The sequence below is a fragment of the Streptomyces asiaticus genome, from assembly GCF_018138715.1.
Classification (GTDB): domain Bacteria; phylum Actinomycetota; class Actinomycetes; order Streptomycetales; family Streptomycetaceae; genus Streptomyces; species Streptomyces asiaticus.
In genome coordinates, this window is sequence record NZ_JAGSHX010000006.1 from 7,527,857 (window position 1) to 7,543,566 (window position 15,710).

Below are 15,710 nucleotides of genomic sequence, written 5' to 3' on the forward strand. Positions count from 1 at the left end.
GAACGAGATCGTCCGCTGCGACTTCTCGGGGTAGAAGACGCCACGGTGCGGGCTGAGCTGAGGCCCCTGTTTGAGTCTGTTCGCGCTACTCGACACCGGAAGGCCGTTCTCTGTTGCCACCTGCGCCTGTTTTCACCTGGAGGGGCCGGACCTCAGCTCTTGAGGGCCTCTGCGATCTGCAGGGCGGCCTGGGCGGGTGTGAGGTGCGTGGTGTCGACAACCTCGGCCTCGTCGTGTAGCCACGCGCGGGCCGCCTCGGCATACGGCTCAAGGTATTGGAGACGGAACGGAGAGTTGGGGCCAAGAACAGTGTCGCCCGCGATGCGTGCACGGAGGGTCTCCTGGTCGGCGTGGAGGACGAAATGCCGCACTGGGATGGCATGCTGGGCAAGTCCCGAGCTGATCTCGCGCCAGTACTGTTCGACCAGGACAGTCATGGGCATCACCAGGGTGCCGCCGGTGTAGTCGAGTACGCGGCGGGCAGTCTCGACAACGAGTGGCCGCCACGGCGGCCAGTGCTGGAAGTTGTCCGTCCTGGGCAGGCCCGGTGTGATGTCCATGAGTGTCTCGCCGACCTTCTCGGCGTCGAAGACCCGTGAATCCGGGATCAGCTGCTGCACGAGTGCACTGGTCGTCGTTTTGCCTGCGCCGTGGGTGCCGTTGAGCCATACGATCACGGGCCCAACGCTAGCGCTGTGCGGGCCGCGGGAACGGGCACGGCAGAAATCCCGGTACGGCTTCGGCGTTTCTCAGGGTGGTGTCAACCACCAAGTCCAGATGTCAATCAGCCGCCACATGTTGGTCCAGCTGCCACACCGCACGCGATCAGTGCGAAGATGCCAGCACCCTCCTCTCCTCGCTCGCGCCCCCCTTGGGCGGCTTCATCGTCCGCTTCGGATCACCGGCCGTCGGCGGAAAACTGTCGGTGCATGGCGGCACTCCATCGGTTCTGCGGGCGTGTGCCTTGCCCTTAACGGGACAGGAATGAAGACCGGCCTTGTTGGGCCAGGCGGGTGATCATTCCCGTGCGCGTTGGATAACCTCGCACGCGGCCCTTTAAGGTCTGCGATTGTGGCTTCCCTGACTTCGTGGGCCGATGCCCTGCGGCAGCATTCTCCCGATGAACTTCTCGTTCTTATAAAGGAGAAGAGAACCGAGGCGCACGCTACCGTGCGAGCGCTCGATCACATCATCACCACGCTGGAAGGCATCGTCACCAGCAATGCGCTGTGGGAGAAAGTGACCGTCCCCGGCCCCCGCGCCGCCGACCAGGCCGACGACGCGCCAGCGGAAGAGGCGCCCGCCGGGGCGGGGCGGGCGGAGGATCTGGCCTCCTGCGCCGAGGACGCCCTCGGTCCTGTTCAGGAGGACACTCCGCCCGCTCAGCGCAAGCGGAGGCAGGGCCGGGGAGGGGGTCCGACCCGGCGGGTCCAGATCCTTACCCTCCTGCGGGCCGACCCGTCCCGGTGGTGGCCGGCGCAGGAGTTGAGCACGGCGATCGGGGAGGGACACCACCGCCGCCTCCGTGGCGTCTTCAGTGAGATGGTCCACGACGGCGAAATCATCAAACGCAAGGAATCCACCGGGGGTCCCGCGTCGTACCGGCTCGCCCCCGAACCCTCATCCCCGCCCCAGGAGGAGAAGGCCATGAGCGGATAGGCCCCAAAAAGCAGGCACCTCCGGGATGACCCCCCGGAGGTGCCGCAGGACACGACTACTCACCAGAACCAATTTCGGATCGCGTCGCGCTGTCTGGGAGAGTAACAGCCCGCCCGGCACGCAATTTCCGTATGCCGTGATCCGTCACCCGATCGTGTGCTCCAGTCTGGAGTGTGGGGCGGTTGAAGACGGTTGCTGTCATTCCCCGGAACTTCTGCCGTGCTCGCGGCGCGGCCACAGGTCAACGCCGAGTTCGGTTTCCAGCCTTGCCACCGCGCCGAAATCGGGCAGCACCTGCCCCTTCAGGGTGCGCTCGACGGTACGGCGGCTGACCCCGGTGATCCGCTCCACCGCGAACGGGTTCAGGCCCATCTCCTCGAGCACCGCCCGCAGACGGCGGCTGAACGCCTGGGCGTAGACGGCACTGACCGGGGCGTCCTCGCGCAGCCGGCCGTCCGGCCAGGTGCCGTCGGCGAGGTAGCTGGCGGGGGCGGCATCTCCTTGGCTGCGCGGCACGCACCCACGGTAGCCGGGAAACCCCACCGAACCTGCTTCTCGAATGTGCGTACGAATCTGGGCTTGGCCTGCCAGAGTGGTCTTGTAAGACCACTCTGGTGGAGAGGGAGCCCGCGATGCCGCGTGTGCTGGTCATGGGCGGAACGGTGGTGACCGACGTGCCGACCGCAATCGCCCTGTACGCGCCGAAGAAGGTACCGGCCGCCACGTGGACGGTGATCTCGCACTTCGTGCGCGCCTGTGTGACCGACTCCGGACCCGTCTCGCCCTGGTCCGCCGTGGACCGTATGTCCACCGTCACCCGGTTCTGCGCCTGGTGCCTGGAGGAGTTCCTCCCCCTGGACCGCGAAACGCTGTTCACCCCCGACACGGTCGAACGCTATGTCGTGACCGGCATGCGGGACCTGCAGCCCTCATCCCGGCGCACGCACCGCTCCCAGCTGTCCACCATCGGCCGCACGATCACCCGCCGCGCACCCTGGCCACCCCTCAAAACCGGCCTGTCACGCAACCGGCTGGCCACCCCCTACACCCCCCACCAGGTCGCCGGATACCTGGAAGCCGCCGGACAGCAAACCACACGGGTGCGCACCAGGGCGGCATTCGGGCTCCTCGCCGCCGGGCTCGGCGCCGGACTCATGCCCGGCGAACACCTCACCATCACCGGCCACTCCCTCACCACCACCGAACGCGGCACCACCATGCTGACCGTCACCGGCACCCGGCCACGCGTCATCCCCGTGCTCGCCGCCTACGCACCCCTGCTGCGCACCCTCGCCGCCCGCCACCCCGCCGAGCCACTGATCGGCCCGACCCACGACACCGACAAGAACCGCCTCAACCACCTCCTCTCCCGAATCGAAGTTCCCTCCCGGCTGCCGCAGTTGTCCGCATCCTCGCTCCGCACCACCTGGCTGCTGACCCTCCTCCAAGCCCGGGTGCCGCTGCCGGAACTCCTGGCCGCCGCGGGACTGGCAAGCACCGGCAGCCTCATCGACCTCGTCCCCCACCTGCCCCGCCTCCCCGAAGACCAGGCTCACCACGCCATCGCCCAGGCCCTGTCCCAACCGCCGTCGGCGGGCACGTGAACGGCCCGGCCCGCGCGATCGTGCCGCTGCACCTGACCGGCCTCGCCCGGCGCTTCACCATCCCGCAGGCCCTGCGCCGCGCCACCCTATTGGTCGACCGCAGCGGCCTCCTGCCCGCCGTCGAAGCCACGCTCCACCACCACACCGGCGCACCCAGGGAGTTCACCGCCCGCGCCCTGCTCACCGGACTGGCCGTCCACGCCCTGCGCCTGGAGGAGATGCACCTCACCAAGGTCCTCGATACCCTCGCCGACCTGCCCCACACCGCCCGCCGCGACCTCGGCCTCACCGGCCAGGCGAGCTACCGGATGCTCTGGCACGCCTACACCCTCCTCATCGGCGCCCTCGAAACCGGCACTCTCGCCATCCCCCACAATCACCCCCACTCACCGGCCGTTCCCGGAGGTGCCCCGGCGGCGGACGGCAAGAACGCGCCATGCCCGCACCAGGACTGTCCCCACGAGCTGATCACCGTCAGCGCTTTCAGCGGCCGTCTCCTGGACGCCTCTCTCCCCGAGGCCTTTCCTCTCACCGGGGTGCTGGCAATCGACTCCACCGACTACGAGACCTGGGCGCGCCGCCGGGCCTGGACCCCTGAACCGGATGTCGACCCCGACCATCCGCCGGTCAAGGACACCGCCCCGCCCCGCCGCAAGCGCCCGCCGAACGAACCCGGCTGGCCGGCCACTGGGCACGATGGCCGCCTTCAGCACACGATCGATCCCGACGCACGCGAGGGTTACCGCTCCGGCACCAACGCCTCACCCGGCAACGTCTTCTGCGGCCACGACCTCCACCTCGCCGTCAACGCCCGCGCCCTCGGCGCCGCCGAGGTCCCGTTCGTGATCACCGCCATGCACCTGGCCCCGGCCGGATCCCACAAAGGCGATGCCGGCATCGCTCTGATCGACCAGCACATGGCCCGCCACACCGGCACCCGCGAGGTCATCGCCGACCGCGGCTACTCCTACTGCACCCCCACCCGCTGGGCCCTGCCCGCACGCGCCCGCGGTCTGGAAGCGGTCATCGACCTCCACCCGGCCCAACGCGGCCCCCACCCCGGCCCCCTCACCGGAACCCTCGCCATCGACGGCACCCTCTTCACCAGCGCTCTGCCACGCCAGTTGCGGGACCTGCCCGGCTTCCCCCTCGGCATGCGCACCGCCGAGAAGAACGCGCTCCGCGCCCGCTACGACCGTCGCGCCGCCTACGCCTTCACACCTCACAGCCGCCCCGACACCGACGGCTACCAGCGCTTCAAAGGCCCCGCTGTCGCCGGACGCCTGCGCTGTCCCAACCACCCCCGCTCCATGCGCCTGCCCCACACCCGCCCCACCAGCAACTGCCGCCCCGACAACTGCGCCTGCGGGAAAACCATCACCCTCAGCCCCGAGCAGATGGCCTGGACCCGCCAACGCCACATCTGGGGCACCACCACCTGGGCCGCCGATTACGGACGCCGTGCCGCCGTCGAATCCGGCAACGCCGAGATCAAGACCCACCGCCTCCACATCGACCGCGGCTTCACCCGCGTCCTGGGCACTACCAAGAACAGCGTCCTCCTCGCCTTCGCCCTCGCCGGCCTCAACCACACCCTGCTCCGCGCCTGGCACGCCAAACGCGACCTCCCCGACCCCTGGGCCGCTCTCACCGGCGAACCGCAAGAGACCGACCGCACCCTCCCCAGGCCCCGCACACGCGCCCGCCGCCGCACCACCACCCTCACCGACCTCATCAACGGCCCACCGCCCGGCTGACACACGACCCAACCCGCGTCACCCACACCCGCACCACGATGCGGCCCCGCCACGCCTTCACACATCGCACGCTCGCCATCCGCACCCCCGGGCAACCCGACCCTCTGATCAGCACCAGTGGGATAGGCCGGACACAACCACACTCCCAGCCACGTCAACGCCGCCACACCGCGCAAGATCCCGAACACCAAAAGAACTCCCAGCCCGGACCAACCCGAGCTGGGAGTTCTGTAAAGCCAACGAGGGCATTTGTGTGAAACGCCCGGTCTCGGGGGCGGGGAGCTTGCCGCTCATGACCACCTCTTGCCGGGCCATGTCCGCGAGCAGCGCGGCGACCCAGGCGTCCACCTTGCCTTTGCTCCCGCGACGGTCCCTTGTCGAAGGAGATGCCGTACTGGTTGGGGCGCCGCCGGGCGTTGAGCGCTTGGCGTCGCAACGTCACGTCCCACGCGTGCCGGATGGCGCCGTCCCTCACGGCCCACCAGGCGTTCGTTGGCCAGCGACTCCTGCCCTACGAGGTGCGCGCCGATATGGACGTCCTGCCCGAGGCCGAGCGCAGCACGCGGGGTTACAACCAGCGAGGCCACGAGTGCTCGCTTGACGACTCCGCGGCAGGCGGACGTGCGGTGATGAACTGTAGATTTTCCGCCGCTCCGGGACCAGGGGCCTGACCTCCCTGGTCCACAGCTCACGCGACGGGGCTGTGTGCCTCAGCCCGCGCCCGGAGAACTCCACCTGGAAGTCGTCCGCCGGGCCACCACGCCCCTCAGGTGGCGGCGCGAAGCACCGTGAGGTCGACCATCTCGACTGCCCTCTTGAAGCCGTTGGGTTGGGCAAGAAAACGAGAGAGGTATCACTCCGGGACTGTTACGGGGACAAGCTTGCCGTCGCCGAGATGCAGCCAGCCTCGGCCGGGTGTGATGGGCCGACCTGAGGCGGTGCCACGGGTCTGGACGCCGATAGCCTCGTCCCCTGCACGTAGTTCGTCTTGGGGAGACAGGAGAAGTCCCCGATGGGCCTTGCGCACCGCACCGGCCCAGCTGCTGAGCAGCCGGAACTTGTCTTCTCTGAGTCCTACGACCAGCGCCAAGCCCTCGTCGAAGCCGCGCTCTACGATGCTCTTCAGCCGCTTTTGGGCCTCGCACTTGTCCAGGACCTCCACGTCATCGATGACGACGGCGATCGGCTCCTCTGGTGAAGCTGACGACAGGGCTTCGACGAGTTCGTCGTGCCCGATGTCGTCTCCGGTCAGGCAGGTCACCACGCCATTCTGGTCAGCCAGTTTACGAAGGGGCGACGGCGCCGGTGCCGCCAGGACGACGCGGGTACCGGCAGCGAGCAGGGAGCGCGCGATGGCCGCCAGGGCCGTGGATCGTCCCGATCGCGGCGGTCCGACAACGGTGAACGCGGGAGCGGTACCGGTTGCCAGGTCGGCACCGTACGCGCGTTGCTCTTCCCCTCCGACTCCCGCGAGCACCCACAGTTTTGATGTGCCCGCGTCACGCCTCGACCAGGCCTCGTCGAAGCTGATCCGGTCCGGCAGGGCCTCGAAGCGGTTGTGCGCCTCCAACGCCTCGCTCGCCGCGTCCCAGAGCCCGAGCAGGAGGACATGCTCATCGAGTACCAGACGGGCCGCGCTGGAGAACGCCACCAGTGCCTCCCGGCGCGGCAGTTCGCTATGCGTGTACCAGCGGATCCAGTCATCTGCCGGGACGCCGGTCTGTTCCTCCATGACCGTGAAGGACCACTTCCTCTTGGTCCTGTATTTGTGCACGAGCTGTCGCAGCCTGACCAACTCGCTGTGCGCTACGGGAAAGTCCACCTCGAACTCGCGGCTCTCAACTCCGTAGAACGTAGCGTTGGCCGGCGGGCGTTCGGCGAGAGCATCAGCCATCCGGACGAACCCTTCGCTGCGGCGCACCACCCCGAGAAAGACCCTCAGCGCGTCCTTGTCGTCCCACAGAGCTTGGGCCGCATTGATGATCAATCCTTTGAGGGACTCTTGGGCGTAGTTGAAGCGAGCCGTATCTTGACCTGAGCCGGACGGTTCCTCGGCGCGGGGCGATGATCGGTGCCCGCGGTGCTGCCCCTCGTCGGTGTCGCCGACTTCCTCCGTGCCGTCGACTGCGGGGCCGTCCTGGGCTGCAGCGTCTCCAGGCGACTGAACGGACGACTGGGCGACGAGTTCGTTGTATGCCTGCTTCCACAGCTCCTTGAAGCGGTCGACCTCCTCCTCGGTGCCGGTGTTGCTGCGGTCCGCGCTCTCGGAGAGGGCAGCGACGATCAACTCGAGGCGGCCCAGCCGCGGCAGGTCCGGCTGCTGGAACGTGTCCAGTACGGCCTGGTGGTTCACGATCCAGTAGCCCTGGGAGTCCTTGCCGATCCCTTCGCGGATGGTCCGCGCTGACGGCAACCCCGCGTCGAGCCGCAGCTCGTGCAGTCCGTCGTTGAGCATCTTGAGGATCGGGCGGCCTTCCAGGTCAGGCTTCTTCCAGGACTGGACACTTGCCACGTGATCGCCTCCCGCTGACAGCTCTCGGATTCTGCCAGCCCGAGGGGACAACAGATACGGGTCCCGGGGCCTTGGCCAAGATCGTGTCCGGCGACTGGAAAATCCTGGCTGAAGCTGTCAGGGAGCGTCGCGGCTCGTCAGGCGCATAGCCACCCGGCAGAGGCTGGCTTTACAGCCCGTTCTCCACCACCCGGAAGGTGCATGTCCATGAAGCCCATGACTGCGCGTGCTGCAGGCCTCCTACTGGTCGGCGTCCTCGTCATTGCTCTGGCCCTGTACACGCCCGAAACCGGTGCCGCTTTAGCGGCTGCCTCCTCCGTCGTGGCCCTGCTGGTCGAGCTCACTCACAGGGGTAAGGGGTCTGTCTGACCCAGACAACAGGCCCTTGGTCGGGACGTATGTCCGGCCAGGGGCCTGCGGGTGCCGGTAAATCATCCACGCAGGTGAGAGCTTGATCAGATATCTTCGACTTTGGGCGATGCTCACCCCGGCGTCTTCACCTGTACAAGGCCCCGACGGCATCATGATCTGTCGTGCTGCTGCGCCTGGCCTATCTCGCCGCGACCAACACCCTGGCGTTCCTACGCCTTCTGCCGATGAGCGACAGAGACAAGGACATCGAGATCCTCGTGCTTCGGCACCAATTGCTTGTCCTGCAGCGCCAGGTCGGCAAGCCTGCCTTCACCGACAGTGATCGTGCTGTCCTCGCCGGCCTTCTGTACCACCTGCCCAAAGACAGACTGCGGCACCTTCTGCTGCTGGTCCGCCCCGAGACGGTCATGCGCTGGCATCGCGAGTTGCTCAGGCGGCGCCATGCCGCAACCTGCGTACCCAGGCGACGCGGACGCCCGCGCAACCTACGGTCAATCCGCGCCATGGTCCTGCGTCTGGCCAGGGAGAATGCCTCGTGGGGGTATCGCCGGATTCACGGCGAGCTCGCCGCGCTGGGGATCAAGGTCGCCGCCTCCACGGTCTGGGGGATACTCCGCGAGCACGGCATCCCACCCGCACCCGAACGGCAGAGCACCACCTGGGCCGACTTCCTGCGCAGCCAGGTCGAGGCCCTTCTCGCCTGCGATCTCTTCGAAGTCCGAGCGCTGACAGGGGCGCGCCTGTATGTCTTCGCCGTCATCGAGCACACCACCCGTCGCATCAGGATCCTCGGTGTCACCGCGCATCCGACCGGGGACTGGATCGTGCAGCTCGGACGCAACCTCCTCATGGACCTCGAGGACGCGGGCAGCAGGGCACGGTTCCTGATCCGAGACCGCGACTCGAAGTTCACAGCCGCCTTCGACACCCTGATGACCGATGCCGGTCTCAAGGTCGTCACGACCGGCATTCGGATACCACGGATGAACTCGTTCATGGAGCGCTGGATACAGACCTGCCGCAGCGAACTCCTGGACCGGACCCTGATCTGGAACCAGGGTCACCTCCTCCACGCCCTGCGCGGGTATGAATCCTTCTACAACGAGCACCGCCCGCACAGAGCCCTGGAACAAGCCGCTCCCTGCCGCCCGCTACTCGCCCCCCATCACGCAACAAGCCCAGCTTGCCCACCTGGAAGTCCGCAGACGAGACCGACTCGGCGGAACCCTCCACGAGTACCAGCGAGCGGCCTGAACTGCGCGGATGATTTGTTGGCACCCACAGAGGCAGTCGGCGCGCCTGCCAATTGCCGGTACCGACTCATTGCGTTCTCTGTTTGCGGCTTCCGGCTCGGTTCTTCGCGATGTTTCGGATCTTCTTTGTGCTGCCTGACTCGGCGACCAGGGCGAGTACCGTCGGCGATGTCGAATGCTCGGCGAGGAAGCGCTGCATCCAGTCCGTGACCTCGGCCAACTCGGCTGATGTCGGCATATGACCATCCTCGATGGACAGGTAGAACAGCCAGTCGTGGATGCGGCGGCGGATGAACTCGCGGTTCCCTTCCGTCTTGAGCTGGTCGATCTCTGGCAGTAGTTCGCCCGACCACTGCCGGAACTCGGCAGGACCGGTCACCTTCCTCGCAATCCTGTCCAAGAGGTCGACCACCGCCGTCTTGGACACCATCTCGATGGGGTCGCGCAGGATCGTGGCCACAATCGCGCGGTCTCGGTCGCGGCTCCGCGAGGAGGCGGTTACCGAGACGACGCGTTGGTACACGGACGATCGGACGTGCTCGTCCGCGACGGCATCGTCGACGTCCACGTCGACGATGCCGGCCCCCGCTAGCAACTCGGCCACATCGGAACGCAATGTCATCGCTTCATCCCTTGCCGCAAGTTTGGTTCTTGGCGGCCTCGCGCTGCTCCCGTTCAGCCCGCTCCTCCGCCTGATTTCGCCTGCCGAGCTTCCTGACAGCTTTCCTGATCTCCGTCTTGTAATGTTCCACTGCTTGTCGCTGCGTGCGCGTGAGCTCTGGTTGGCCGTCGATGGGGTGGCCGTTCGGCCCGATCCGCACCTCGCGGCCACCGCCACCGGTGACATGAGCGTGCGCTGGCTTGTCGACGTCGTACTCGTGCACGACGATGCGCACGCCGTTCTTGCTGACGTCGAGGAGGGACAGTCCGAGAGGGTCAAGCCACATGAACGGGTTGGGAACGTAACTGTGCGGTGCGTAGCCACCGGCGAGACCGATCGGATCTGAGGTGAGGTAGCGGGCGGTTTCGGGATCGTAGTAGCGGAAGTGGTTGTAGTTCAGGCCGGTTTCTGGATCGGCGTATTGGCCGGGGAAGCGTAGGGGGCAGTCGACGCTCCCATCACCGATGGGTGGGGTGGGGAGGGAGGTGCCCCAGAGGGTGGTGCGGTGTTGCCAGGCCAAACGACCGTCGGGGGTGAGGAGTTCAGTGGGGGTGCCGACAGTGTCGGTGATGATGGCGTAGTGGCGGGTGGCGTCCAGTTCGCGGTGAGTTTGGGCCAGAGGGCAGTGAGTGCCGGGACTGTAGTTCCAGGTCGTGGTAGCGCCGTCGCGGGTGGCTTGCTCGGCGAGGCGGGTGCCGTCCCAGGTGAAGGTCAGCGGTGTTCCGTCTGGGCTGGTCTTCGTGAGGCGGCGCCCCAGGGGGTCGTAGGCGTAGGTCCACTCCTCGCCGAGCGGAGTGGTGGTTTTGGTGAGCTGGTCTTGGGCGTTCCAGGTGTAGGTCCAAGAGCGAGTTTGACCGCTCGGGAGTTTGCGGGCTTTGCGGATGAGGCGGCCGGCGGCGTCATGTTCGTAGGTGGTGCGGCCCGCGCGACGGATGAGGGTGCCGCTGTATGCCCGGTCGCCTCCTGAGTCATGTGCTGGGGCTGTGGCGTGGGTTTGGTTGCCGGCTGTGTCGTAGGCGTAGGTCTCGGACCATCCATGAGCTTGTACGCCGGTGACGCGACCTGTCGGTCCCAGGGCGAAGTGCCGCGTGCCGGTCGTCAGTTCGCGAATCTGGGTGACGTAGCCGTCGGAACGGTAGGTGTAGGTGCGGTGTTGGAGAAGGTAATCCGGGGAGGAGAAGATCGACTGGGCCGCCAGGCGATCAGTTGAATCCCACGCCTGAGTGAGGGTGGCGGCCCCCATGGCTCGCTGAGTTTCGCGGCCCGCCGCGTCGTAGGTGAAGGTGAGGGTGTTGTCGGCGGTGGTGAGCGTTGCGGGGCGGCCTGTGGGGTCGTAGGTCCAAGTGGAGATCAGGCCCGAGGGCATAGAACGATGGGTCTGGTGGCCCGCCGCGTCGTAGCCGTAGGTCGTGGTGCGGCCGTTCACGGTCTCCGCGACCAAGCGGCCCAACCCGTCGCGTTCCAGTACCAGTTCGGCATCCCCGTTTGTGGCGCGGATGAGGGCGCCGTGGGCGTCGTAGGCGTAGGTCGTCTCTTCACCGGTGGTCTCGTCCCGCTGGGTGATGGGCTGTCCCGCTGGGTCGAGGGTATAGCGGAGAGTTTGACCGAGTGGGTTGGTCTGGGCGGTGAGGCGGCCGGCGGCGTCGTGTTCGTAGGTGCGGGTGCAACCGTTGAAGTCGGTTTCGGAGGTGAGCCGTCCGGCCCCGTCGTAGGTGTAGGTCCAGGTCAGGCCCTGAGGGTTGGTGACGGTGGTCAGCCGCAGTTCGGTGTCGTAGCCGAAGGCGTATTGCGCGCCGTCGGGATCGGTACGGGTGGCGGGCCGGTCGAAGTGGGTGTGGGTGTGGGTGGTGGTGTGTCCGGCTTGGTCGGTGTGGCGGGCGAGGTTGCCTTCGGCGTCCCACTGCCACACCTCACGGGCTCCGTCTGGTCCCTCGCGCCAGGCGGGCTCACCCTCGATGGTCCAGCCCTGCCGGGTGGTGTTACCCAGGGGGTCGGTGACGGCGGTGACCAGTCCGTGTGGGCCTCGGCGGACGCGGGTGGTGTTGCCCAGGGGGTCGGTGATGGCCATGGGGAGGCCGACCGCGTTGGTGGTGACCTGCGTGGTGTGGTCGAGAGCATCGGTGATGGTCGACAGGTGTCCAGATGCGTCGTACGTGTAGTGGGTGGTGGCGCCGGTGGGATCGGTAACGGAAGTGCGGTCCCCACGGTCGTTGTAGGTATAGCGCCACATCGCACCACCGGGCTCGTGGACCTCAAGTGGGAGGTCCTGGGCGTTGTAGGCCGCCTTCGTCACGCTTCCGTCAGGGCGTTCGATGGCGACCAGGCAGTCGAGATCGTCGTAGTGGTAGCGGGTGGTGTGACCCAGCGGGTCAGTGATTGCAACGGGATGGCGGTTGTTGTCGTCCCATTCGGTGTGGGTGGTGTTGCCCAGAGGGTCGGTCTCCGCGATGACCCGGTATGCCTCGTTGCAGAGGTAGGTGGTGGTATTGCCGAGGGAGTCGGTGTAGCGGTTGGTGCGTGTCTGGGCGTCGTAGTGCATGCGGCCGGAGAGGATGCCGTCCGGGCCGATGCCCCGCAGGACGCGGCCGCGATGGTCGTAGACATACGCGTAGGTCGTGCCGTTGCGGTCGGTCCAGGACGTGATGCGGTGTTCGTCGTCGTACTGGAAACGCAGCGGTAGTCCGGTGGAGTTGATGATCTCGCTCAGGTCTCCGGCTTCGTTGTAGCCGTATGAGATCAGGGGGGTGCTGTGCTGATGCTCTGCGCCGTGGAGCAGACGGAGGGTGGTGATGCGCAGCAGCTGCGGATCGGTGTCGATGGCGATGCGGTAGCCGCCGGAGTGGGTGATCTCCGTCGGTGCGCCCTGCTCGTCGTAGGTGATGGTGATGCGGTCGCCTTCGCCGGTGCGGTCGGTGATCGCGGTCAGGGCCAGCTCTCGGCCGCATGCCGGGAGGGGGGCGAAGTGGAGGGTGCGGTTGTGTTCGGGGGTGGCGATGGCGAAGGTGCCGTCCGGTTTGCCGTCCCAGCGCAGTGGCCAGCGAGGGCCGGAGGTGGGAAGTGTGGGGACGTCGGGTTCCGGTATCGGGTAGGCAAGGAGCATGCCGTCGTCGGTGATGTAGACGACGCCCTCGTCGTCGATCTCCAGGCGTTGGTCGAGGGTGCCGGCCCAGGTGCGGCCGAACCAGCCGCCGCACGGGTGCCCGGAGACGTAGTGCCGCTCCAGGATCAGTGGCAGCACTCCGGGCAGGGTGATGTCGGTGGCGGACATGACCATCTCGCCGGTGGCCACGTCGATCGGCTCACCGGTGGTGCACTTGTCCTTGCCGGGGGTGCAGTTCTTGTTCGGATGGTCGTCGGTGCGCTTGCGGGCGCTGCCGTCGCGGCGGAGTGCACGTTCGCGGTTGAGCAGGCGTTGTGCGGCGTTCTTGGTCACGCTGGCGCCGCGGCGTGCGGCGCCGGTGCCGCCGGTGGCCAGGGCCAGGAGGAGGTCGGGGGTGAGCTGGCCGGCGGCGCGGGCGGGGTTGCGCTGCCATTCGTCCCAGTTGGTGACGGCCTTGGCGAACTCCTTGGGATGTTCGGCGGCATAGGCCACGCCGTCTACGGTGCTTGCCAGCCGCAGGCCGAGACCATCGGGCCCGTCGTGGACGAGGTCATCGAAATCTTCGTACCAGCTGCCCAAGGTGTCGGCGGTACCGCCGGCGTAGTCTCCGAGGGTCTGTTTGAACTTGTCCCAGCCTTTGGGGGCTGGGGGTTTGTCCGGGGCCTTCTCGGCGGCTTTGTCGAGTTTGCGTTTGGCTGCGTCGATGACGAGTTGGAGCTCGCTCTCCAGCTTGTCCAGCCGGCCGTAGCAGCTCTCCAGTGCCGACAGGCCCGGGTCGTCCTCCGGTGGACGTTCCGGCAGCGGATCGTCCTTCCGGTCGACGGCGGCGTTGTAGTCCGTGACTTTGTTCCAGTAGCGCTTGGAGGCGGCCCGGGCGTCGTCCGCGTCCTCGATGATCGGCTTGACGCGGTTGTGGACCGAGCGCAGCTTTTCGGCGTAGTCGTCCAGGGCGTTCGCGGCTGCTTTGAAGTAGGTCTGAGCAGATTCCAGTTCCCTGGGGAGCTTCCGGGTCGCGTCCTGGAAGCCCTCCGCGCCGGCGCCGGTCCAGTCCATAAGGGACAGGACGTCGAGCTTGTCCTGCCCGTCCTTGAACGCGCCGGCGTACGCGCGCAGCTTGACCGCCAGGTCCTCGATATCCGACGGGCTGCCGTAAATCACCTCTGATGGCTTGGCATTCGGCGGTATCCGCTCGGTCGTGCCACCCTCTGTGGCATCGCGCTGGGTCATGCGATCGTTCCCTTCGACCCGCTGTCGACCTCCCAGCCGCCGTCGTAGCGCTTGCGGGGGTTGGTGGGCACGTCCTGGGTGCCGCCGGTCCCGCTGTCATCGAGCCACGGCTCCTGATAGATCTCAGGCGGCGGATCGAACTTCGGCCGGAACCCGGCCTGCCATGCCTTCAGTCCCGCTTCGCCGAAGGGCAGCTTGGCCATGTTGTCCGCGGTCGGAGAGAAGTCCTTGATGCGCAACAGGTCGGCCAGGATGTAGGCGGCGATGACCTGCCGGAGTGTCTCGACCACGGTCTTCGTATGCTCGGCCACCCGTCCCATGCCGAAACCCCAGGACGAGAGCATCTTCTCGGCTGAGTCGTAGATGTCGAAGTCGGCCGAGTTCTGGATGGTCTCGGCCAGCGTCTTCCAGTCGCCCTTGATCTTGCGGGCGGCGACGACGGACTCCTCCAGCGGCGTCAGCACCTTACGCACCGACGCGATCTCGATCCTGTAGCCATCACCCGGCTTCGGACCACCGGAACTCGATGCTCCCCCGTCATGCTCCGCCATCGTCCTCTCCCTGCCCGCCGGTGGCCTGATGCGCATCGGTATCCATTACGAACGCACTTGGGCCCCAGCGGGTCCACCAACGCGCGCACGCCCTCGGGCAGCAGCTCCGCCAGATCCTCCACGGTGGTCGACGCCCACCCGCATGGCCCGGCGAAGAGCGCGAGCCGTTCCAAGGAGGTGAAAACCGGCACCACCGGCCCGTGTTCCGTATCCGAGACCAGGAAGCCCGGCTCATCCGGCCGCTGAAGCGCCGCCAGCCGCTCCGAACGAGGCTTCGACGCGGTCATTTCGTCACGGATCAGCCCACGTAACGACAACGCTTCCCTCCCCGGCCCACTCGGGTCGTCACTGAATGAACACCCGCCGTGAATCCTCGCACAAAGCTCCCACGTTGCCTGTGAGTCCACGCCTGCGGCGGGCGCGCGGGGTTGCCACTTGACGACTGCAGCGTATGGCTACGTACGGAGCTTGACGGCGCGACAGGTCCTCGAGGGTCTTAAACTGGGGTATAAGGCGAGAATTGGCGCGCCGCTGGGGGTCAAGGGGTCGCAGGTTCAAATCCTGTCGTCCCGACCAGCGTTTTCGCAGGTCGGAGGCCTTTTCCGCGGCTAGCGGGGATGGCCTTAACCGTTTCCTGAATGGGATCGACGGGGAGCCCTCTGGGAGCCCTCGTGCTCCCAACTCGCAGTCGTGTCAACGGCGTCCGATTCGTCCGTCACCCGATCCGGTAGACCTGCGGCGCCGTACCGCGCTCCTATGCGCCGTTGTCAACCAAAGGGCACCAAGGTCACCCCACCGCTATGGATGTGCTCTCGGCATCGAGAGGCATAAGGACCCCTCGTCGGCTCTCGACCCCCTTTCGGGGTGGGAGCACGTCGTCGTGCTCCCCATGCGACAGGAGGGAGCTGTGGGCTGATGACCTTGGCCGACGTGTTTCCGCAGGCGGCCGACGCCCGGGCGTTGCGGCCACAAGGTGCCTGCCGGGTCAAGGCGAGGCAAAGCCCCTTGGCGTCT

The 15,710-nt window shown here is 67.1% G+C and carries 9 protein-coding genes and 1 pseudogene; 4 read left to right on the forward strand and 6 right to left on the reverse strand.

Annotated features, from left to right (window positions below; all coding sequences use genetic code 11):
* Positions 1-152: 152 nt before the first annotated feature.
* The gene (locus KHP12_RS39925) at positions 153-677 is read right to left on the reverse strand and encodes an AAA family ATPase (protein WP_086885747.1); all 525 of its coding nucleotides are present in this window, start codon (positions 675-677) and stop codon (positions 153-155) included.
* A gap of 493 nt (positions 678-1,170) precedes the next feature.
* Here KHP12_RS39925 and KHP12_RS39930 point away from each other — a divergent pair, with 493 nt between their 5' ends.
* Positions 1,171-1,659: a hypothetical protein gene (locus tag KHP12_RS39930; protein WP_086885746.1), complete on the forward strand. Its 489-nt coding sequence runs from the start codon at positions 1,171-1,173 to the stop codon at positions 1,657-1,659.
* Between the two features lie 198 nt (positions 1,660-1,857).
* Here the strand turns inward: KHP12_RS39930 and KHP12_RS39935 are convergent, their stop codons facing one another.
* Positions 1,858-2,175 carry a helix-turn-helix domain-containing protein gene (locus tag KHP12_RS39935; RefSeq protein ID WP_244203378.1) on the reverse strand — a complete coding sequence of 106 codons (318 nt, stop codon included), beginning with the start codon at positions 2,173-2,175 and terminating at the stop codon, positions 1,858-1,860.
* Positions 2,176-2,291: 116 nt separating this feature from the next.
* Between KHP12_RS39935 and KHP12_RS39940 the strand changes: the two genes are divergently transcribed.
* Together KHP12_RS39940 and KHP12_RS39945 are read left to right on the forward strand one after the other, a co-directional pair.
* Positions 2,292-3,263: a hypothetical protein gene (locus KHP12_RS39940; protein ID WP_086885744.1), complete on the forward strand. Its 972-nt coding sequence runs from the start codon at positions 2,292-2,294 to the stop codon at positions 3,261-3,263.
* Positions 3,260-5,020, forward strand: a complete 1,761-nt coding sequence (locus KHP12_RS39945; RefSeq protein ID WP_210609092.1) for a hypothetical protein — start codon at positions 3,260-3,262, stop codon at positions 5,018-5,020. Before KHP12_RS39940 ends, KHP12_RS39945 begins: the two co-directional genes overlap by 4 nt.
* An 853-nt stretch (positions 5,021-5,873) precedes the next feature.
* Here KHP12_RS39945 and KHP12_RS39950 read toward each other — a convergent pair.
* Complete coding sequence (locus KHP12_RS39950; RefSeq protein ID WP_086885229.1) at positions 5,874-7,532, reverse strand: ATP-binding protein; 1,659 nt, start codon at positions 7,530-7,532, stop codon at positions 5,874-5,876.
* 533 nt (positions 7,533-8,065) lie between these two features.
* Here KHP12_RS39950 and KHP12_RS39955 point away from each other — a divergent pair.
* Positions 8,066-9,158 (forward strand): annotated as a pseudogene (locus tag KHP12_RS39955) (integrase core domain-containing protein).
* 66 nt (positions 9,159-9,224) lie between these two features.
* Here the strand turns inward: KHP12_RS39955 and KHP12_RS39960 are convergent.
* The 3 genes from KHP12_RS39960 to KHP12_RS39970 are packed head-to-tail and all read right to left on the reverse strand — an operon-like array spanning position 9,225 to position 14,696.
* On the reverse strand, positions 9,225-9,779 hold the full coding sequence (locus KHP12_RS39960) for a hypothetical protein (RefSeq protein WP_086885228.1): 555 nt from the start codon (positions 9,777-9,779) through the stop codon (positions 9,225-9,227).
* A 4-nt stretch (positions 9,780-9,783) separates the two neighbouring features.
* On the reverse strand, positions 9,784-14,145 hold the full coding sequence (locus KHP12_RS52570; protein ID WP_210609090.1) for a DUF6531 domain-containing protein: 4,362 nt from the start codon (positions 14,143-14,145) through the stop codon (positions 9,784-9,786).
* Positions 14,142-14,696: a hypothetical protein gene (locus KHP12_RS39970; protein ID WP_037964970.1), complete on the reverse strand. Its 555-nt coding sequence runs from the start codon at positions 14,694-14,696 to the stop codon at positions 14,142-14,144. The genes KHP12_RS52570 and KHP12_RS39970 overlap by 4 nt, the downstream gene beginning before the upstream one ends.
* Positions 14,697-15,710 lie beyond the last annotated feature (1,014 nt).